Source organism: Vibrio sp. La 4.2.2, from assembly GCF_027586995.1.
Lineage (GTDB): Bacteria > Pseudomonadota > Gammaproteobacteria > Enterobacterales > Vibrionaceae > Vibrio > Vibrio mediterranei.
On sequence record NZ_JAPPTJ010000002.1, the window covers coordinates 286,042 to 306,415 of the forward strand.

Here is a 20,374-nt window from a genome sequence, read left to right on the forward strand (position 1 = left end):
CGGAGGCGTTGAATGCGTGAGCTTACGCCGCATATTTGCTTTGTACACCGAAGCTTTTCTTTAATTCAGCCAAAAATTCTTCATCTTCACACATAGCTTTTTCTGGCTCGTCACTGATTTTTGCAACAGGACGACCGTTGCATTCAGCCATTTTGACGACAATAGACAGGGGGTGGTATTGCACAGAATCTTGTTGCCAATTGCCCATGTCATTGGCTAGGAATGTACCTATACCAAAGCTGATATTCGCACGACCCGCGAAGTACTCACATATGTCGAGAGCGTCAGCAAAGTTTAGTCCGTCGGTGAAAATTAAGATTTTTGACATTGGATCGATACCAAGGGATTGGTAATGCGCGATCATCTTGTCACCCCATTCAAAAGGATTGCCTGAATCATGACGCACGCCAGCGTAGTCATTGGCTCGCTCTACATTGAAGTCCTTTAGAAAGGCATCAATACCAATCGTATCAGTAAGCGCAATACCAAGTTTTCGATTAAACGTAGACTGCCAAAGGTCTAGAGCAACTTGTTGCGACTTCTCTGGTTTCACTAGTGCTTGATGCGCCATAAACCATTCATGTGCCACGGTACCAATTGGCGTAAGGTCTAGCTCTTTTGCTAATTGATAGTTGCTTGTGCCACTCATTAGTGCAGGAGCATGTTGCTTGAAGTAGCTCACCACCTCGCGTTGAACCGGCGCGCTAAATCGACGACGGCTACCCATTTCAGAAAACTGAAAATTTTCAATGGAACGTTTCTTCAGTTCGGATTTTATTGCATCGACTTTTTGTTCAAGCGTAGTCGTGAACTGAGAGTAAGGTATTGCGTTCCAACGTTGGCGACTGCGCAGCTCTGAGATAATGCTCATCACCAAGGTTTCGTAAAGAATGGTTTCGTGCCAAATGCCGGTAATGGAAACACTAAGCTGATCGTCAGTCTTAGATACCTTCACTTGGTGCTTAGGAGCAAATGCGAAGTCAGACAGATAAGTGAGGAAGTTGTCATTGAGGTAAGGGGCTTGGGTTGTTAAATAAGCAATATCTTCGGTCGTAAATCGACAGTCTGAAAGAGCGTTTATCTCTTTTTCAATAAGGGGTTGGAGGTCTGATAAATCTTCATTCGATCGAACAATAAGTTCGTAACGCACGCGAGTCTGCGGATAATGCGTGAACGCTGCAAACATCATATTGATTTTGTATACGTCTAGGTCGAGTGCGCTTTGAATAATACGATCGTTGAAAAGTGAGCCTGACATCCGGCATTCCTACTGTGTTACTAGGATTGATAAAGAAGTGGCACTCTAGATAAGGCTGAGAAAATTGTCAAATACCCTGTTGGGTGAAGACGCTATTCGTAAAGGACGTGTGTTATCTATTTACTTAAGTATGATAGAGAGTATAACCGATTAAACCCTAGACGAATCGTGAAGGAAGTCACCATGTCTTTGACCACTATACAACTCTTTAAATCCCAAACTGCGTCCATTGATGTGGACCCTCAAAAAGGATTCAGCGAGCTGTGTCCTGATGAATTGCCAGTGCAAGGCGCGTTAGAGATTGTTGCAGAGTTGGTAAACAATCATAGTAAAGCTGCGTTAAAACTGGTTTCTCGAGATATGCACCCTCCTGGTGCCGCTTGGGAGGCGGAAACGCCGGAGCGTATGCTGGAACCCGTTGGATTGCCTGAGGTCGACATCAAATGGAATCCTCACTGTGTGGTGGGAACGGAAGGCGTGGAGTTGCTGCCTGGACTGCCAGCGATTCGTGACTATGATTTTCAAATCAATAAAGGCATCGACCCAGATGCTCATCCTTATGGTGCATTTTATCACGACCAAGCTGATACATTATCAACGGGAGGGATTGAGTTTTTACAATCTAAACGGGTTAAGAATGTGATTGTTGGTGGCTTGGCTCTAGACTTCTGTGTGAAAAAGTCTGTTGAACAGCTCGTCGATGCAGGCTTTGACGTTATTCTGAATTTGGCTTCGACGCGTGCCGTATTTCCTGACAATGTGCAGGAAGTCATTGAGCATCTTGTTAGTCAGGGTGTGACAGTTGTGGAAAACGCTGCCTCCATCCAGTTATTGGATACTTTACATGCCTGAACTAAAAACAATGGGGCTGTTCTTCGTCACTGCAGTGGCGGAGATATTAGGTTGCTATCTGCCTTACTTGTGGTTAAAAGAAGGGAAGTCAATTTGGTTGCTTGTCCCTGCTGCGATTTGCCTTGGTTTGTTCGCCTGGCTTCTTTCCTTGCACCCTACAGCGGCTGGCAGGGTGTACGCCGCGTACGGTGGCGTTTATATTTTCGTTGCAATCTTGTGGCTTTGGCTTGTAGACGGCATTCGTCCAACTATGTGGGATATTGTCGGCGTATCAGTCGCATTACTTGGTATGGCAATTATCATGTTTGCCCCAAGAAACATTTAGTCTAAGTAGCAAGTTGAAAGCAAAGCATTGGTATATCTGCTCGGTAGTAGCAGTTGTACACCGTTCAAGTAATGATTGATGAACTAAGTTAATAATGGCGTTAACCAATGTCGTGTTATCTGATACACTCGCGACCCCTAAATAATACCTGTTGGCGAATTTATGACAGACAAGACTTTACTTGATGCTTCCGAAGGCGTGATTTCGTTTGATTCTTTTGCTTTTAGTAGCACAATTCATCAAAACCTAGCTGCGTTGAACTATGAGTCGCCAACACCTATTCAAGCACGTGCTATTCCACATGTTCTTGATGGCAAAGATATCTTAGCCGGAGCACAAACAGGCACGGGAAAAACTGCGGCGTTTGGGCTTCCTTTGATTCACAAAATTGCTCAAGAACCTAAGGATCGAGAGTCTAACTCAAAAGTTATTCGCTCTTTAGTACTCACACCAACAAGAGAACTTGCACAACAGGTGTTTGATAGCTTAGTACCGTTAGCAAAAGACACTGGACTTAAAGTAGTTGTTGCTTACGGTGGCACAAGTATGGGCGTACAAACTAAAAACCTAGTTGGTGGTGCTGATATCTTGGTAGCAACACCAGGACGCCTTTTGGATCACCAACATAACCGCAATATCACTTTATCTGAATGCGAATATCTAATCTTGGACGAAGCTGACCGTATGTTAGATATGGGATTCATGCCAGACTTGAATCGTATTCTCAAGCGCTTACCAAAAGAGCGCCAAAATATGATGTTCTCAGCAACATTTGAACAGCGTATCAAAACGCTAGCGCATCGTATTATGAATGAGCCCATCGAAGTTCAAGTCACCCCAGCGAACTCGACGGCAGATACCGTAAAACAGATGGTTTATCCCGTCGACAAAAAACGTAAACACGAACTGCTGGCGTACTTAATTGGTTCCCGCAATTGGCAACAGGTATTGGTGTTTACCAAAACAAAACAGGGTAGTGATGCACTCGCAAAAGAGCTTAAGCTCGATGGCATCAATGCGGTTTCGATCAATGGTGATAAGAGCCAAGGAGCGCGTCAAAAAGCGTTGGATGATTTTAAATCCGGAAAAGTACGAGCATTGATTGCAACGGATGTTGCGGCTCGTGGACTAGATATTCAGCAGCTGGAGCAAGTTGTGAACTTTGAGCTGCCGTATAAAGCGGAAGATTATATCCATCGTATTGGACGAACAGGTCGAGCGGGGCATGCGGGTTTTGCAGTATCGTTAATGAGTCACGATGAGCAGTATCTTCTAGAAGCAATAGAGCGTTTGCTAGATACGCGATTACCACAAGAGTGGTTGGCAGGCTTTGAACCAAGTCCGGCCTCTGAAGTCGAACCTGATCGTGCACCTCGCCGTAAAGGTCGAGGGGCGGATAAACGTAAGATGAAAGCCAAGCTTAAGATTCATGCCAATCGTGGTAAAAAGCGCTAATTTACTTCATAGAAAATAAGGGTAAGAATTTAACTTCTTCCCTTATTTTTCAGATAGATATCAGTTACAATCCCGCCACTATTTCCTCACGCAATTTTATCGCAAAGTAACCCCATGACATCACCTCAAACCCCCAAAAACCTTCACGATAAATACCATGCACACGTCTACTTTGATCAATCTTCTTTAGAAATGGCTACCGTGTTAAGTGAAACCATTACAGAAAAATTTGGTCTGCATGTCGGAAGAGTACATCAAAAGCCTGTTGGGCCTCATACGAAATGGAGCTTCCAGATTTTGTTCTTTCGTGAAGACTTTGATGCACTTATCCCTTGGCTTGATAGTGTTAGAGGCGAACTCAGTGTTTTAGTACACGCTGACACTGGCGATGACCTTATTGATCACACCACTTATGCATATTGGCTAGGTAAAGAAGTGCCTCTTAATCTTGATGGATTCTAATTTGCGCATTTCAGGCTGGCGTTTTTGGTTCCAACCGTACAATGGATGCCTCGGCGATTAAAGTAGTCGGCAATTTGATTTACCCTTAGTTGAAAGCTGTCACGGTCAAAGACTAGGTCGGCCATCTTGTATGGCAACCCTAATGAGCGGTATTTCTCTTCCCCTAAGCGCATAAAGCTAAGTAACTGCAGCGTTTGTACGCGTCCGTTGAGCTCATTAATAATGAAATCGGCGGTCGCGGCAATATTCTCATCGTCATCGTTGATGGACGGGATAACTGGGATTCTCAATATGATGGGCTTTTCAGTTTTACTCAATGCTCTAAGATTATTGAGGATTTTGCGATTATCAACTCCGGTGTGCGCTTTGTGGCGCTGGCTATCTAGTAGCTTAATATCGGAGATAAATAGATCGGTATAGGGAAGGAGCTTTTCTATTCGGTTCCAGTTAGCAAAGAAACTCGATTCTAAACAAGTGTGGATGTTTTCTTGTTTGCATAACTTAAACAACTCCAATACAAAGTTGCTCTGTAAAAGGGGCTCTCCGCCAGACACAGTTACACCTCCACCTGAACGTTGATAGAAGCCTTTGTCTTTGCGGATAGCCGCCATGCACTCATCCAAAGTCATGAAACTGCCCCATTGTTTGATTGCTTCTGCAGGGCAGTCGTCAGAGCAAGCCATACAGGAAGAGCAAAAATCACGTTTGACTTCAAATAGACAATCATCGGAAAACGTCAACATATCGGGCGATGGACAAACATCTAAACACGTTCCGCAGTGCTCATTTGAGATGCACTGGTTATGGTAGACCCCGACTTCTATTCTGCGATTAAAACTCTCCGGGTTTCCACACCAATCACATCGTAGAGGACATCCTTTAAGGAAGAATTCAGTTCGGATCCCTGGACCGTCGTGGAGTGTGAAACGCTGTACATTCAATACGGTGGCTTGGTTTGACACAAATAACCTCAATTAAGTTAGAAGCTGGGCGTTGAATGCCCAGCTTGACAGTAGTTGTATTAGGTTATTTGTTAGAACCTAAGCTCGGTGCGTTGAATTAAGTCGTCTTGCAAAGGTTTTCCAAGTTCCACGAAATACGCACTGTATCCCGCTACTCGTACTAACATGTCTCTGTACAGTTCTGGATTTTTCTGGGCGGCGCGCATTTTGTCCGAACTCATAATATTAAACTGCACGTGCATGCCTTGTTTGGAGATGTATTCGTCAATAAAACTGGCCAGAATATCTCTTCCTTCAATACCTGAAACGGCGTCTTCTGGAAAACGTAAATTGAGCAGAGTGCCATTGGTCGCCAAGCTATGATCTACCTTCGTGACGGAGTTGACGATAGCGGTCGGGCCTTGCGTATCGTGCGAACCTCCTGCGGTATGTACAGGTCCCATGTTATCAGAGATAGGTTCTTCATTTTTGCGACCATCTAACGACGCATTGGTGTATAAGCCCATACCAACATTCGCATTGACGGTGTAGACGCCAGGGCTAAACTTTCCGCCTCTAGGATTGACGCGCCCCTTGATATGACGGCAATAGCATTCAAACATAAAGGTGAATAGCTCGTCGGCTTCATCGATGTCGTTGCCATAATGGGGGATCTTGGAGCTATTGACGAGCGCGTACAGCTTTTCATAACCAACCCAATTATTCTTCACAGCATCAAGCAATTGTTTACCCGTGTATTTCTTGTCATCAAAGACTAACTTCTTAATGGTAGAGAGAGAATCAGCGCAAGTTGCTATTCCAGCAGCCTGCGGAGCAGTACCATTATATTTCACACCACCAAACGTCATATCGCGTCCGGTTTCGATACAACCCTCAAAAAACGCTGAGATATAGGGAGTGGGTTTCACCATACGATGAATCTTGTCGGTGACATTTAAGCAGCTACATAATTGATCGCACCAGTACGCAAACTGTTTATCGACACTTTCTAGAACTTGTTCAAATGTAGCGTAAGTTTCTAAACTGCCAGTATCTGGCCCCAGTTGCTGGCCAGCATTTGGCCCTGAAAGAATTCGTCCACCATTGATTACCATTTCCATCATTTTTGCGGTATTCACGTAGCCAGCGTCCAACCAACCGTGCTCTTTGCCGGGTATTGTAGGTTCAACGCAGCCAACTACAGCGTAATTTCTCGCTTCAGCTAAAGACACCCCTTTACCTAACATGGCTTTTATTGCCGGGATATCGTTGAACAATTTAGGGTGACCGTAACCGGCTCGAATACATTCTATCGTCTTAATCTTGAGCTCGTACGGCGTTTTTTCGTGCATTCGAACGCAGACCCAAGGGTTCATCATTCGAGTATGCGCTGACGCTTCCAGCATTAACATTGTTAGGTCGTTGGTGGCGTCTTTACCTTCTGAGTCTACTCCACCTAGAGTTAAGCTTTCTCCACCAAAACCTCGACCATTGCGAACTTTTACTGTGCCTTTATCTTTGAGCTTAGTTGGGTTGTTCATTTTGACGTAAAGCACTTCAATGAGCTCTAGGATAAACGACTTTGATACGGCACGTTCATTGACATCTTTTTGGTAGAACGGAAGTAACCATTGGTCCATACGACCATAAGAGATAGAGTGACCATTTCCCTCAATTTGGGTCAAAGTGACGGCAAAATTGAATAACTGAATAGCTTGCCAGAAAGACTTTGGAGCACCACCTGCGATTTGCTGACAGTTGAGAGACATGGTGTACAGTTCTTGTTTGCGTTTAGCGTCAGTTTCATGTTCCGCCATTTTAGACGTTAACTGCGCGTACCTTGTAATATAATGCTTAGCCGCTTCTAAACATACAATGGTCGCTTTGTAATAATCTCGTTTATCGCTATAGTCGGGGTCTTGTTTCGACAATTTCTTTAATGCGGAATTGGCCTGCAAGATAACCCCGTCATAACCAAGCGTCATTAGCTTGGTGAAGTCCATAGCAAAATGTCCAATGCCTGCAAAATGGTAATTGTTGGTCTGGAAGACTTTTTCACCCATATGTGAGCCTTTCTTTTGGTCGTCATCAAGGTGGGCCGTAATGATCTCATTGGCCGTTTTGCCTTTCCAGTATGCGCATAATTCCAGAATTTCGTTTTTATCCTGCTCACTACGTATATAAAATTGGTCGTTACTTCGTTCTTCAAAAGGAGAGTGAAGGATTTCGTCAATGATCCAGTCAACGGAGAATTCAGGATAAATAGGTGAGGCTTTTGCTGGAGCAGCAATCTCTCCTAGGATTAGTTCGTCATCATAAACGTGCAGTGTGCTTTTATGGAGTATGTTCTGGAAAGCGAAAGCAGTCTGCAGGATACGTGGTAAGGTTTCATTCTCTCGATATGATTCGGTAACAAGACGAAGACGTTCAACGTCGATATCATACGACCTATCTAGGAAGGTTTGTCTTAATTGATTAACTCGCGGGAAAGGGGACCAATCGGCATGATCCACTTGGTATCCTAACCCATAAACCTTATCAAACTCTTCGATTCCCCTTGCTGACGTGTGCTGATGAGCCTGTGTTTCAAACAACTGCTCCGACTCTAACTGGAAGTGATCCATTGTTTACCTCATAAATTTAAATACGATGAATTCGTTAACAGTTTCAAATCGATACTTCTTTGAAGGCGTCCCTGTTGAAGGTCGATGATTACTCGTGTTTATCCGCTACCACGGTTTATCTACAAGGATCTGAAGGGAAGGCTGATTCGGATGAGAGCCTCTTAAAAACACCTTCAGTCTTATAGACGCTTTTGAGTGAGCATTTTGTTCAAAACTGTATGGATATGGTCATTATAAGGAGATGGATGTCTTGTTCTGAGAAAATAGTCACACTAATGAATCTAAATGTACATAAAACAACAAAATGTGACACGAGTAATGGTTATTAAATTTCATGAGTCTATAGTGTGAAGAACTTTTAACGGCTGAATAACAGGACATATGGACACCACTTTAATACTCGTTTCGTTGATCATTGCATTAGCGGGTTTCACACAGGGGTTAACGGGATTCGGCTCAGCATTAGTGTCGGTTCCGTTGCTTTCATTCATTGTTGGAGCTCAAACAGCAGTCCCAATTGCTGGTATTTTTGGCTGGTTAGTTACCTTGCCAATCGTTTGGAAAATGCGCCATTCAATACAACGCCAAACAGGATTGATTCTATTTGCCGGTTCGGTACCTGCGTCTTTTGTTGGTGCTAAGTTACTGGCAACGATGCCTTCCCAGTACATTCTTTTGACTATGGGAATTGTGTTAGTTGCTTCAAGTTTACATTCTCTACGCTCAACTAAGCCTTTGTTTAAAAAGACTTCTGTTCCGGTAACAGTAGGGGCAGGTTTCACTTCAGGTGTTTTAGGTGCTAGCGTAGGTGAATCGGGTCCTCCTGTGATTGCGTATACATCGATGCAGCCTTGGACGGCCGATCAAACCAAATCGACATTGGCTTTCTTCTTTATGTTGCAGATGATTGGTGCCAACGTGAGTTTTTGGAATGAAGGTTTGATAACTGAAGAAGTGTTGTCTTTGGTGATGTCGGCAATGCCAGCGTTTGTCATTGGTTTAACTGGCGGGATGATCGGCTATCATCTTTTACACAAATACAAAATTGACTATCACCGAATCGTACATATCTTTTTATTAGTCATTGGATGTATGCTAGTGGCGAAAAATGTCCACTTTTGATTAATATTGGTGTTTTTTAAATAGAACCTTCACATGGAAGGTTCTATTTTTCAATAGTTCAGTTTAGTGTGTCATTAGCAAATTTCTGTTTTATAACGTATTGCGTTGCTGATAACGTCACCAGCACCTGCTGTTGATATTTCGTCAACTTGATCATTGAGCTGAACCCTGAATCCTTGCTCGTTAGTAAAATATCTTGCAAATTGTGGTGGAATGGCGAAGCGAATAAGCTTTGTTACTCCACGAACGCACTGATATTCTACAAACTCATTGAGCAAAATGGTTTGCTGATCTGCTAATAGATAAACGTTCAACAACTTCTCTTCATCGTTATCTAAAATATCTAATGAGAGGTGAATACATGGATCACTTGGTGTTTTGTGAATTGAAACTCGTTTGATAACACTAAGCTCACATTTCGCTTCTGCGACATGACCATAATGGAAATTATGTAGAGTCCAATAACCTGAAACCAGTGTTTTTCTGTCGTAGTGATTTACACCCATAATTTACCCCTCATAATAATAAAACTATGTCCATTATTTATGCGACGCTTAAAAGAGTTAAGTAAATTACGGTAGGTAACAAGTTAGTAGTTTATATTAGAGTTACAATAACAAAGACAGACCGATACCATCACATCATTAACGCTCACCAAGCACTTCAAACTCATCATAAGTTAACCGAGACGCACCATCGGTTTGAATTTCCCATAGTTCTTTATGAACAACTCCGAAGGCGTTATTCATTGTCCAGTCTGAGGTCAAAATGTATGACGTTTCTCCAGCCTTTTCCCATTTAGTATTGGTGTAATCAACGTCTTTAAACCCTTGATCTATAATGTTTTGCCAGAATGCCTGTATTGCCTCTCGACCTTCAAATGTACCAAAAGGTTTCGCTACCATTACAGCGTCTTCGGCGTATTGTGCCGCGCAGCCAGCGGCATCCTGATTGTTAAATGCAACTTGCCATGCGGAAATTCCAGTTTTTGAGCGTTCTAAAGCTGATTGAGTCATCGCCATACCTTTTAATTTGGGTTGTGTTTGAGTTAATCATAGAGATAGTATTGACGATGAAAAACAAACTAATTGGAAAGGTATGTTCTGTTAAAAAGAACAATTAAGAGAGCTTATTGTGAATAAACTACGTTTAATGTCTATCTATGTACAAATCATTGAAAGTGGCTCAATAACCAAAGCGGCTGATAAACTCGGTGTGTCTAAATCTGTAGTTAGTTCAGCGCTAAAACAGTTAGAAAATGAGTTGAATACGAGCTTACTAAAACGCACGACGCGCAAGCAGATGCTGACTTCTACCGGAGAGCGTTTTTACCATCAATGCGCTCTCATGCAAGAGCATGCAGAATCTGCGTGGATTGAGGCATCAGAGTCGATGAACACGCCATCAGGAAGACTATCGGTGACAGCGCCACACGCGTTGATGCAGAGTATTGTCATACCTGCGCTCGCTGATACTTTTAATGATTTTTCTGATGTGACGCTGAACTTAGTAAGTGACGATGACCACGTGGACATAATTCAGCAGGATATTGACCTAGCGATTCGTGTAGGCGCATCTGGAGATTCCAATCTAAAACAAAGGAAACTTGGTCAGTTTTCTGACGTCCTATGCCAATCGAAAAACAATGAAGTAGATATAACATCGTGCCAATATGTGGCTCAACATTGGCAACCAGCGCAAATACATCATCGAGAATTAAATACGGAACAAGAGTTAACGTTTGTTCCAGCACACCGTGTCAACACGATCTACGATGCTATTCGCCTAATCGAGAGAGGGTTTGGTATAGGCTTGGTTCCTGAATTTCTACTTGGTGAAACCATGGCACTAAAACCAGTTGCTGAAATAGAGAAGACGAAACCTAATCCTATTTACTCCTTACACCCTTATCAAGCACATGTGCCTCTTACAGTGTCTATGGCTATAAGTGCGATTGAACAGAGGATAAATACTCTGCTAATCGATAGTTGAATAGAACGCAGCAATATCTTTCAAGTCTTCTTCCGTTAAGTTTTGAAGCTGAGCCTTCATAAGTTCTGCCATCGCGCCTTGGCGCTCGTCATTTTGATACGCTTTCATAGCATTAAACAGATAAAGCGAGTTTTGCCCGTTGAGGTTTGGGTAGATAGCTTCAGAGGGAGCTCCATTAGGGTTATGACAGAACACACAGCTTGGCGCTTTCATTTCACCTAGTTCTGGATTTCCGAATTCGTTAGCATCAGCAACCGATGAAATAGCCATCAAAGCTATCACGGTAAGTATATTGTTTTTCATAAGAATGTACTCTAGCTACGTTTAGCAAAATCGTAATGCTTCACCTTAGGTTAACCTCAAGAAATTATTACTTCCCAAGCTGAATTTGTGACACAAAAAAGGAGAACCTGACGTTCTCCTAATTAATGTTGGATGGGTCGAAACAATTATCCAACTAACTCTCTGACTTTATGAAGCAATGTGTCAATGTCATCACTCGAAATATCCTTGTGAGTTACGAATCGAATCGGATTCCCTGGGGTAATTGTAATGCCGTCTTTAGCTAACGATTCTGCAATAGCATCAATCTTTACCGATTCATCGAGCTTAGCAAAAACAATGTTCGTTTGGACAAAATCGGCGTTTACACTAAATCCAGAAATGTCACTTAGACCAAGTGCGAGTTTTTTGGCATTAGCGTGATCAAGTTTCAACTGACCGACTTGTTCTGTTAACGCAAGTTTTCCTGCCGCGGCTAAAATACCAGCTTGGCGCATACCACCGCCAACCATTTTACGCAGTCGTCTTGCACGTTCGATAAACGCTTTAGAACCAAGAAGTAGGGAACCAATAGGAGCCGCTAAGCCTTTTGAAAGACAGATTGTCATAGAATCAAAATGCTGAGCAATTTCTTTTACGTCCACATCTAATGCCACGGCTGCGTTGTATACTCGAGCGCCATCTAGGTGTAGGTTCAGACCATTTTCATCAACAAACTTCCTTGCTTCTGCCAAATATGACAAAGGTAGAACCTTACCGTTGATAGTGTTTTCAAGGCTTAACAATTTAGTGCGTGCGAAGTGGCTATCGTCCGGTTTTATCGCGGCTTTCAACTTAGAAAAATCAAGTGTACCGTCTGGGTTATTCTCAATAGGCTGAGGCTGAATTGAGCCGAGTACTGCTGCACCGCCAGCCTCATATTTATAGTTGTGAGCCTGCTGGCCACACAGGTATTCATCGCCGCGTTGGCAATGTGCCATTAAACCAAGCAGGTTTGCCTGAGTACCAGATGTTGTGAACAGCGCCGCTTCGAAACCATGTCGCTCTGCTGCCCATTGTTCTAATTCGTTAACCGTTGGGTCATCCCCGTAAACATCGTCACCGACAGGTGCATTGGCCATAGCTTCACGCATAGCTGGGGTAGGTTGGGTCACTGTGTCTGAGCGAAAATCCATTGATACTCTCCTAAATGTATCCACATAGCGTGGCTTTGCTTAAGCACGCTATTGTTTTGGCATCCGTGATGCCACCATCGATTATTTTTTGTTGTAATTCCGTTAGTGACATTGTCACTAACTCAATAACTTCATCATCATCGCATTCTAAGCTGCGATTCGGTTTGAGTGATTTTGCAATATACAGATGCTGTATCTCGTCGCAAAAGCCAGCGAGTGGTGTCACCTGTCCTAGAGAAATCATACTACCAGCTTCGAAGCCCGTTTCTTCAATCAGTTCTCTGTGTGCGCAATTTTCAGCATTTTCACCCAGTTCCATCGTCCCGGCAGGAAGCTCTAAAAGCCACTTCTTAAGTGAGGGCCGATATTGATTTAATAGCAGGATATCGCCGGACTCGGTAACTGGAAGGATGACCGCAGCTCCTGGGTGTTTAATTGTCGTGTGCGTAATGCTTTTCTGATTTGGTAATTCAATGTCTTCTTCTACGAGGGCAATGGATTTCCACTGATGAATTGTTCTTTGGGCCATAAAATCATCCGTTGATGGCTAGATATAAAGTACGTAGAAGGTTTACGTAATCACGGTTCAATATGACCATAACGTGACATAAAAGTCGATGGATAATAAGGGGAACGTTTTATTAAATGGCGATCGAAAATGAAAACTAGGGTTTCTTACCTGTAATGCAATGAAAAATTTAGGTATATCAAGAGGTCTACGCGGTTGTGAAGTTTATTTATAGGTAACGAAATGCTTGGTGCGGACAGTCTAAATTTGGCGATGATGGTAGCAGAGTCAGGAATTATTGATTCTGCGGTTAGAGACATCATGCAGCAAACAGACCTGTTGGCGATGGGAAGCGATGAGGGACTTAAGCAAAGCTTAACAGCATCAATGGCCAAATGGTCTAAATCTGTTAAACGCAAGCTCGTCAAAGGTCAAGATACCGAGTCTCTGCAATCTGAACTCGAACTTTATCAACGTGCAGTCTATCTAACGGAGCAAGAGTTTGATGATCAATTAAGTCAATTGATTGAGCAGCTCCCTGAAGATTCGCATTTCCTTCCTAAAGCTCGTCAGTTAGCGAGTGATATCGATGCTTATCCACAATCACTGTTTGCCCGTCAGTTTTGTAAGCAGTGGTATGAAAGCTTAAAACAGGCCGTTGAATCGAAACAACAACAAACGGTTGACCAGCAGAAGTCTAAATTCTTAAAACAGATGTATCAGAAAATCGATACGTTAAAAGATATGGAGAACCTGCAAAAAGGTGGCGAACAGGGCAAATTGGGAAGGCTTTGGGATTTGGCAGGAGCAGAACTAACAAAGCAGGATTGGCGACACATAGAACGTACGGCAGAGTACCTTGAGAATAATCAAGAGCTGAAACATATTGCCGACAAACTCGGACGTATGGCAGAAGAAGTGGATGCTCCAGAGCTAAATAAAGCATTGAGCCACGATGAAGTGGTCGTTGAAGAGAAAACGGACTTTGCGACAGATGATATTGTGGGTATCCACGAAAGTAACGACATCAACAATCTTCTTCCTAATGAGACCATGTATTTGGCCTACCCAGAATTGGAAACCATTTTCTATCAACACTTGGTGGAAAAACGACTGCTAACCTACAAATCAGAAGGTAAACAACGTGCGGTTCGTCAATTACATTCACCTAAAACAGCGACGGGTGAAGCAGACAAGGAGACAGGCCCTATGCTTATCGCGATAGACGTCTCAGGTTCAATGCAGGGTGCTCCGGAAAAATCAGCGAAAGCTATCGCTTATTCACTAATGAAAATGGCCGCACAACAACAACGCGAGTGCCACGTCATATTGTTCTCCTCCACGTTCATTAGTTATGACTTAACAGGGACGACTGGACTGAAAGAAGCGAGTGACTTTTTGTCTTATACCTTTAAAGGCGGAACCGATCTTGGAAAGGTCTTGAATCACGCTGTGGAACTGATGCAAGGTGAGCAATACAAAAATGCCGATTTGCTGGTGATCTCCGATTTCATCGCACCTAAGCAGGAACAGGAGATTGTCGAAAGAGTAGAGTCATTACGTGGCCGCTACAATCGGTTCCACTCTTTATGTCTCTCAAAATATGGTAACCCAGAAGTTTTAGGGCTATTCGATACACAATGGCGTTATCACCCCAGTCTCGTCGGACAGTTCATTAAAAAACCTACGTTACAGTTTAATAGAGCAAAACAGGCGCTTTCTCATACTTTCGGCTAATGAGTTCTGGTGTTTGAAGCGACTCTTAGTGACAAAACTCTATAAAAATCAGCTTGATAATTTTAGGTTTGCGGTCATGCTTTAAATAAAGCATGAATGAAAAATCTTGTAACATAATAATAACAAATGTATAAAATCATTTATGCATTCCTGTTTTGTGCACAGAGGTATTGGCATGATAAAGCCCACAGTTGTTTCCCACGCTGATAAAGCGTTGCTATCTGAACGAATTAATAAACTCGCCTCAGCACTTTCCGATGGCGTTTACGAACGAGAAGAGACCATAAAGCTTTGCTTATTAGCCGCCCTTGCAGGAGAAAGTGTCTTTTTGCTTGGTCCGCCTGGAATAGCTAAGAGCCTAATTGCGAAGCGATTGATACAAGCATTTGATAACAGTAGTTATTTTGAATACTTGATGACACGTTTTTCTACCCCTGAAGAGGTGTTTGGCCCTCTTAGTATTCAAGAGCTCAAAGACAACGGACGTTATTTACGATTAACCGAAGGTTACTTACCTACCGCTCAAGTGGTTTTCTTAGATGAAATCTGGAAAGCAGGTCCTGCGATCTTAAACACATTACTAACCGTCGTGAATGAGAAAACATTTAAGAACGGTAGTGATATTGAAAGAGTGCCTATGCGCTTGCTGGTTTCCGCCTCAAATGAACTGCCCGATGAAGACAGCGGTTTGGAAGCTCTCTATGACCGTATGTTGGTACGCATATTTGTAAATCGTATTCAGAATAAACAGAACTTCAAATCAATGTTAACGGTTGGCACGAGTGAAGAAGCGAAGATCCCCGAAGGTTTGGCGATTACCGATCAGGAATATCATCAATGGCAACGTGAACTTGATAACGTCAAGTTGACTGATTCCGTCTTTGAAAAACTCTATCAACTTAAAACCTTGCTAGAGTCCGCAGCAGAAGAAAACCAAGGCAGACTCTCGGAGTCAGACCTGTATGTTTCCGACCGTCGTTGGAAGAAAGCGGTAAAACTCCTCAAGGCGAGTGCGTTCTTTAATGGTCGCGATAGCGTCAACCCGCTCGACTTACTGCTACTACAAGACTGTTTGTGGAACAGTCCAGAATCACTAGAAATTGTTCGCGATGTTGTTCGTGACTTTGCGTTGAACTACGCCTTTGATCAACAGGAAGTATTCCAACAGATCGAAGAAGGTAAAGAGCAATTGGCTGATATTCAAGATGAAATCGAAGCTGAGTTTGCGATGCCTCTTTCTATGGAATCCACGACGGGGCTGCTTCGAAAAGATGTATACCAGTACGATATTAGCAACGCCAAATCATACAAAGTTGGTCCGGCTACGGACCTAGTCAAATTGGTCTTGCTGCAAAGCAACATGTCAGTATCTGAGAGTGAAAAAGGCGATAGCCGCTGGGTCTATGTAGCAAAAGATGAGCTTAGCCGAGCCATCAAAGAAGGTGGCAGTGAGGTGTATGGTTATGTAAACCAAAATACGCATTTGTGCCGCTTGAAGCTTGATATTGACGCTGCCAATAACCTCGTTATTAAGGATATCGCTAATCGCTCTGTTCTAACTACGCTTGTGACCACTTCTGGTATTGACTCCAATTTACTTCAAGAGTGGACGACAAGAGCTGATCAGGTATTAACGCAGCTTACTCATGCAGAATATCACCTTAGACAAGTACGCTCTAACTTCCATGGAGCTCTACCACACGGCTTTATTCAGCAAGAGATACCAACAGAGATGGAAGTGAGCTTACAAACAGTCACGCAAACACTTGAAACGACTAATGCCGAAGCTGAGAAAGCAGTCGCCAGAATCAAAGGATTAAATGACTTTTTTGCCTAGAAAGCTCGCTTAGGAACTTTACTTGACTAGGAGCTTTGCTTAATTAGATGGCTAGCTAACTTGGTTGAGTGACATCGTAAGATAAAACACCGGAGGCATGGATGCTCGGAGCAGACGGATTAAACTTGGCGCTAATGATTGCCGATTCAGGTCTAATTGATTCGGCAGTTAATGATTTGATGGCTCGCTCTCAAGTTGTTGCGCTCACAGAAAAGCGCGGCGTTCGTTCTGCAGTCAAAGGCCATTTGTTGAAGTGGCGTGGCTCGGTAAAAAAACGTATGACTCGTGTTTGTGAGACTGAACGTTTCCAAAAGGAACTTGCACTCTATCAAGAGGTCATCCACTGGGATGAAGCGACATTTTTTGAACGCATTAATGATGTCGTCAAGCAACTTGAGTGGCATTCTGCGTTCTACATGCAGGCGAGGCGTCTGCTAGAAAAAAACAAGTCAGTCAATAATCCCATGTTTCCCCGTTTCTTTTGCGATCTTTGGTACAAGAGCCTAGCGGATGCGATTAAACAAGCCGAGGTCTCTGAGTTAGAAGCAAGTAAAGAGAAGTTTCTCGCCGATTTGTATCAACGAATGGAAACCATGCAAAACATGGATACCGTGACGGAGCAGGGTGATGAAGCTGCTATGGGCCGTTTGTGGGATATGGCCTCTGCGAAACTCACCAAGACTGATCTAAAAGTGATGCACAACCATGCCGAGTTTCTTAAGAAGAATAAGGGACTACAAGAGATAGCAGAACAGCTTGGACGAATGGCAAATGATCAGGATGATCCCGAACTTAATAAAGCACAAGCTGATGATGTTGAGATGGTTGAAGAGCAAAGTGATGAGGCGACGGATGATATAGTAGGCATTCACGAGTCCGACGATCTGAATAAACTGCTTCCTAATGAAACCATGTTTCTCGCTTATCCCGAATTGGAAGTGGTGTTTTACAAACATCTCGCTGATAAACGCTTAATGAACTACAAAACTCAAGGAAAATCACGCACGCTCAAAAAAGTACGAACTAGTAAACCCGATAACAGTAAGGTGGAAATAGAGAAGGGCCCATTTATTGTTTGTATCGATGCATCTGGTTCGATGAGTGGATTTCCTGAGCAGTGTGCCAAAGCAATGGCTTACGCACTGATGCAAATTGCTTTGGCTGAAGATCGTGAATGCTATGTGATTCTGTTTTCTACTACACACATTACGTATGAACTGACTAAGCAAGATGGTTTGCGAGAAGCTGCTGATTTTCTTAGCTATTCATTTCATGGCGGAACTGACTTAGAGCCAGTATTAGTTCAGTCTATCGATTTGATGGGGACTGATACTTATAAAAACGCAGACATGGTTGTGATTTCCGACTTTATCGCACCGGAACAATCCGAAGAGATGATACAAAAAGTCGACCAACTGAAAGAGCGCAAAAACCGCTTTCACGCCATCAACCTTTCTAAGTTTGGCAACCCCGCACTGATGAGTATGTTTGATCATTGCTGGTCCTATCATCCAAACTTGGTGGGACGCTTGATGAAAAAGTGGTGAAACACACTAAGAGATGTGACTGTGAGAACGCTTAGTCCAATAGATCGCTGCTTGATTAAGCATATTGCCGTTAATCTGGACAAACGAAGAGATAATATCGTTTTTTGTTTGACTAATGTTGAGTAATCCGTAAAGTACGCCCCGAACACGACGGAACAGCAGCTCAGTGTGTTAATAGAAAGGCGCCTTGGCAGAGTGGCTATGCAGCGGATTGCAAATCCGTGGACCTCGGTTCGACTCCGGGAGGCGCCTCCATTATTCAGAAACCTCGACAATCGTCGGGGTTTCGTTCTTTCTGGCTCTAAGAATTCTCCCTCACTGTACTCACTAACGTTTTGGACAGCTAATTCACCTTGTCTGAGACCTAAGCCTCGAAATCCATTTTCAGCATTGTTAACAGTTTGCGTTTAAGTTAGTCGACGACTATGGTGAGTTATCACTATATTCGTGGAGGTGCTTATGTCTGAAGTCTTGGTTGTTCTCATCATTTTTGGCGCTATTTTTGGTCGAGGTATGCTGCGAACATTTTTCGCTCATCGCGAAAAAATGAGGGCGATTGAACTAGAGAAAGCCATGGAAGGGGCGGAAGGTTTAAATAGCGAGTTGGTACCACAAATAAAAAGCTTATCTGAGCGCGTTGAAGTACTTGAGAAAATCATTACAGACGAAAAATATCAACTGGATCGCAAGATAGCTAACTTGTAAGTGGTGTTGAATTAGCCGATTTGTATGGCCTTCATACTGCTTGGCTCGATATTTAGTCAGTTGATTCATAAAGTTAAAATTTACTGTTGACGCAAAAACTTAATCCGTTAAAGTACACCTCGTTCTCACGGGAAACCCCGATGAAAACGTATGCGAGACTAGCGAGACTGTTATAGGCAACCTTGCCAAGATTAACGTCACACCAAGAGCGTTGAAGAACGGAAACCTAGTGAGTCGCTCAAAATTAAAGTCTTACGGCAACTGCGGTAAGAAAAGGATGGTGTTTTACTATTCAGTAATCGGCATCGCAAGAAATTGCGTGCCCTGGTGGTGGAATTGGTAGACACAAGGGATTTAAAATCCCTCGGCGTTCGCGCTGTGCCGGTTCAAGTCCGGCCCGGGGCACCATCTATTCGCTAATTAATTAGCACCCAAATTAAGGCGCCTTGGCAGAGTGGCTATGCAGCGGATTGCAAATCCGTGGACCTCGGTTCGACTCCGGGAGGCGCCTCCATATTAAAGTCTTACTGCAACTGTGGTAAGAAACAGATGGTGTTTTACTGTTCAGTAATCGGCATCGCAAGAAATTGCGTGCCCTGGTGGTGGAATTGGTAGACACAAGGGATTTAAAATCCCTCGGCGTTCGCGCTGTGCCGGTTCAAGTCCGGCCCGGGGCACCATCTATTCGCTAATTGTTAGCACACAAATTATGGCGCCTTGGCAGAGTGGCTATGCAGCGGATTGCAAATCCGTGGACCTCGGTTCGACTCCGGGAGGCGCCTCCACTCCCTCTAATCTATCTCTGCGTAGTCATAAATTACGCACAGTTCTTTAGCTCTATTAAGTGCCTTACCTCTAATACTCAAATAAACGATAATAAATATCATTACAATTGTATGATCCTCGTCATATCTTTATTGTTCAATATGTTAATAATTAAGATTAATTTAACAGAACAAGAAAAGGGAAGGCACATGTTTGCTTGGCTTTTAGTGCTGCATATTTTAGGTGCGTCAATCTGGACGGGTGGTCATCTAATTTTGAGTGTTGTAGTCCTACCTAAAGTATTGAAATACAAGTCACCTGAAATGCTACTTGAGTTCGAGCAGAACTATGAAAAGATCGGAATGCCAGCGTTAGTTATTCAAGTGACTACGGGATTGATGATGTCTTATCAGCTCCTTCCTGATGTTAGTTTATGGTTCGATATGTCAATTCCACTAGCTCATGGTATTGCGGCGAAATTGGTTTTGCTTGCTCTAACGGTTACTTTGGCTCTCGATGCGCGTTTTCGAGTAATCCCAAAGCTATCCAAGGACAACCTTGTAGACATGGCACTTCATATTATTCCAGTAACCATAATTTCTGTTGTATTTGTCTTCGTAGGTGTGTCATTTAGAGTGGGGTGGCTGTCGTAGCTGATACATCTGTCAATCAAACAATAAATTACTTTCCCATATTGCCTGCGAACTTCATTATTGGTTGATGTTTCCAAAACAACGCCGCTTGTAGCAGCTTAATATTTTTGAGTTGAAAATAAGGTCATAACAAA

The 20,374-nt window shown here is 43.2% G+C and carries 19 protein-coding genes and 5 tRNA genes; 16 read left to right on the forward strand and 8 right to left on the reverse strand.

Annotated elements, in window-relative coordinates:
- Positions 1-22: 22 nt before the first annotated feature.
- Positions 23-1,258: a nicotinate phosphoribosyltransferase gene (gene pncB / locus OH456_RS04500; protein ID WP_270032890.1), complete on the reverse strand. Its 1,236-nt coding sequence runs from the start codon at positions 1,256-1,258 to the stop codon at positions 23-25.
- A gap of 183 nt (positions 1,259-1,441) precedes the next feature.
- On the opposite strand from pncB, the gene OH456_RS04505 reads away from it, so the two are divergent.
- From OH456_RS04505 to OH456_RS04520, 4 genes are all read left to right on the forward strand, one after another.
- Positions 1,442-2,110, forward strand: coding sequence for an isochorismatase family protein (locus tag OH456_RS04505; RefSeq protein WP_270032891.1), 669 nt, complete (start codon positions 1,442-1,444; stop codon positions 2,108-2,110).
- Positions 2,103-2,435, forward strand: a complete 333-nt coding sequence (locus OH456_RS04510) for a YnfA family protein (protein ID WP_038227010.1) — start codon at positions 2,103-2,105, stop codon at positions 2,433-2,435. The genes OH456_RS04505 and OH456_RS04510 overlap by 8 nt, the downstream gene beginning before the upstream one ends.
- 162 nt (positions 2,436-2,597) lie before the next feature.
- Positions 2,598-3,890, forward strand: a complete 1,293-nt coding sequence (locus OH456_RS04515) for a DEAD/DEAH box helicase (protein ID WP_270032892.1) — start codon at positions 2,598-2,600, stop codon at positions 3,888-3,890.
- Between the two features lie 114 nt (positions 3,891-4,004).
- Positions 4,005-4,352, forward strand: a complete 348-nt coding sequence (locus OH456_RS04520) for a DOPA 4,5-dioxygenase family protein (protein ID WP_198558977.1) — start codon at positions 4,005-4,007, stop codon at positions 4,350-4,352.
- On the opposite strand, the gene hpfH is transcribed toward OH456_RS04520, so the two are convergent.
- Both hpfH and hpfG read right to left on the reverse strand, forming a co-directional pair.
- Complete coding sequence (gene hpfH / locus OH456_RS04525) at positions 4,349-5,314, reverse strand: (2S)-3-sulfopropanediol dehydratase activating enzyme (RefSeq protein ID WP_038165968.1); 966 nt, start codon at positions 5,312-5,314, stop codon at positions 4,349-4,351. The two genes, OH456_RS04520 and hpfH, sit on opposite strands and share 4 nt — an antisense overlap.
- Before the next feature lie 71 nt (positions 5,315-5,385).
- Positions 5,386-7,917 (reverse strand): (2S)-3-sulfopropanediol dehydratase, encoded by a 2,532-nt coding sequence (hpfG, locus tag OH456_RS04530; RefSeq protein ID WP_270032893.1) that lies wholly within the window; start codon positions 7,915-7,917, stop codon positions 5,386-5,388.
- A gap of 381 nt (positions 7,918-8,298) precedes the next feature.
- Here hpfG and OH456_RS04535 point away from each other — a divergent pair, with 381 nt between their 5' ends.
- Positions 8,299-9,039 carry a sulfite exporter TauE/SafE family protein gene (locus tag OH456_RS04535; protein ID WP_006069648.1) on the forward strand — a complete coding sequence of 247 codons (741 nt, stop codon included), beginning with the start codon at positions 8,299-8,301 and terminating at the stop codon, positions 9,037-9,039.
- A 74-nt stretch (positions 9,040-9,113) separates the two neighbouring features.
- Here OH456_RS04535 and OH456_RS04540 read toward each other — a convergent pair whose 3' ends face one another.
- Positions 9,114-9,545: a hypothetical protein gene (locus OH456_RS04540; RefSeq protein WP_268667284.1), complete on the reverse strand. Its 432-nt coding sequence runs from the start codon at positions 9,543-9,545 to the stop codon at positions 9,114-9,116.
- Positions 9,546-9,683: 138 nt separating this feature from the next.
- On the reverse strand, positions 9,684-10,055 hold the full coding sequence (locus OH456_RS04545; protein WP_006069649.1) for a YybH family protein: 372 nt from the start codon (positions 10,053-10,055) through the stop codon (positions 9,684-9,686).
- A gap of 118 nt (positions 10,056-10,173) precedes the next feature.
- Between OH456_RS04545 and OH456_RS04550 the strand changes: the two genes are divergently transcribed.
- The gene (locus OH456_RS04550) at positions 10,174-11,031 is read left to right on the forward strand and encodes a LysR family transcriptional regulator (protein WP_270032894.1); all 858 of its coding nucleotides are present in this window, start codon (positions 10,174-10,176) and stop codon (positions 11,029-11,031) included.
- Here the strand turns inward: OH456_RS04550 and OH456_RS04555 are convergent.
- The 3 genes from OH456_RS04555 to OH456_RS04565 all read right to left on the reverse strand — a co-directional run bounded on the left by OH456_RS04555 (position 11,017) and on the right by OH456_RS04565 (position 13,017).
- Positions 11,017-11,334 (reverse strand): c-type cytochrome, encoded by a 318-nt coding sequence (locus tag OH456_RS04555; RefSeq protein WP_270032895.1) that lies wholly within the window; start codon positions 11,332-11,334, stop codon positions 11,017-11,019. The genes OH456_RS04550 and OH456_RS04555 overlap by 15 nt on opposite strands.
- A gap of 146 nt (positions 11,335-11,480) precedes the next feature.
- Complete coding sequence (ltaE, locus tag OH456_RS04560) at positions 11,481-12,488, reverse strand: low-specificity L-threonine aldolase (protein WP_270032897.1); 1,008 nt, start codon at positions 12,486-12,488, stop codon at positions 11,481-11,483.
- A gap of 10 nt (positions 12,489-12,498) precedes the next feature.
- A complete protein-coding gene (locus tag OH456_RS04565) occupies positions 12,499-13,017 on the reverse strand; it encodes an NUDIX hydrolase (RefSeq protein WP_240205423.1) in 519 nt (172 codons plus the stop codon).
- A gap of 222 nt (positions 13,018-13,239) precedes the next feature.
- Between OH456_RS04565 and OH456_RS04570 the strand changes: the two genes are divergently transcribed.
- From OH456_RS04570 to OH456_RS04615, 10 genes are all read left to right on the forward strand, one after another.
- Positions 13,240-14,733: a VWA domain-containing protein gene (locus OH456_RS04570; RefSeq protein ID WP_270032898.1), complete on the forward strand. Its 1,494-nt coding sequence runs from the start codon at positions 13,240-13,242 to the stop codon at positions 14,731-14,733.
- Between the two features lie 175 nt (positions 14,734-14,908).
- Positions 14,909-16,570, forward strand: coding sequence for an ATPase RavA domain-containing protein (locus tag OH456_RS04575; RefSeq protein ID WP_006069655.1), 1,662 nt, complete (start codon positions 14,909-14,911; stop codon positions 16,568-16,570).
- 101 nt (positions 16,571-16,671) lie between these two features.
- Positions 16,672-18,117, forward strand: a complete 1,446-nt coding sequence (gene viaA / locus OH456_RS04580; protein WP_240205421.1) for an ATPase RavA stimulator ViaA — start codon at positions 16,672-16,674, stop codon at positions 18,115-18,117.
- A gap of 181 nt (positions 18,118-18,298) precedes the next feature.
- Positions 18,299-18,372: transfer RNA gene (locus OH456_RS04585), tRNA-Cys, on the forward strand.
- A gap of 204 nt (positions 18,373-18,576) precedes the next feature.
- Positions 18,577-18,822, forward strand: a complete 246-nt coding sequence (locus OH456_RS04590; RefSeq protein ID WP_270032899.1) for a nitrite reductase — start codon at positions 18,577-18,579, stop codon at positions 18,820-18,822.
- A gap of 321 nt (positions 18,823-19,143) precedes the next feature.
- A tRNA-Leu gene (locus OH456_RS04595) sits at positions 19,144-19,230 on the forward strand.
- A 32-nt stretch (positions 19,231-19,262) separates the two neighbouring features.
- Positions 19,263-19,336: transfer RNA gene (locus tag OH456_RS04600), tRNA-Cys, on the forward strand.
- A 79-nt stretch (positions 19,337-19,415) separates the two neighbouring features.
- Positions 19,416-19,502: transfer RNA gene (locus tag OH456_RS04605), tRNA-Leu, on the forward strand.
- A 31-nt stretch (positions 19,503-19,533) separates the two neighbouring features.
- Positions 19,534-19,607, forward strand: a tRNA-Cys gene (locus OH456_RS04610).
- Between the two features lie 189 nt (positions 19,608-19,796).
- Positions 19,797-20,240: a CopD family protein gene (locus OH456_RS04615; RefSeq protein WP_031496996.1), complete on the forward strand. Its 444-nt coding sequence runs from the start codon at positions 19,797-19,799 to the stop codon at positions 20,238-20,240.
- Positions 20,241-20,374 lie beyond the last annotated feature (134 nt).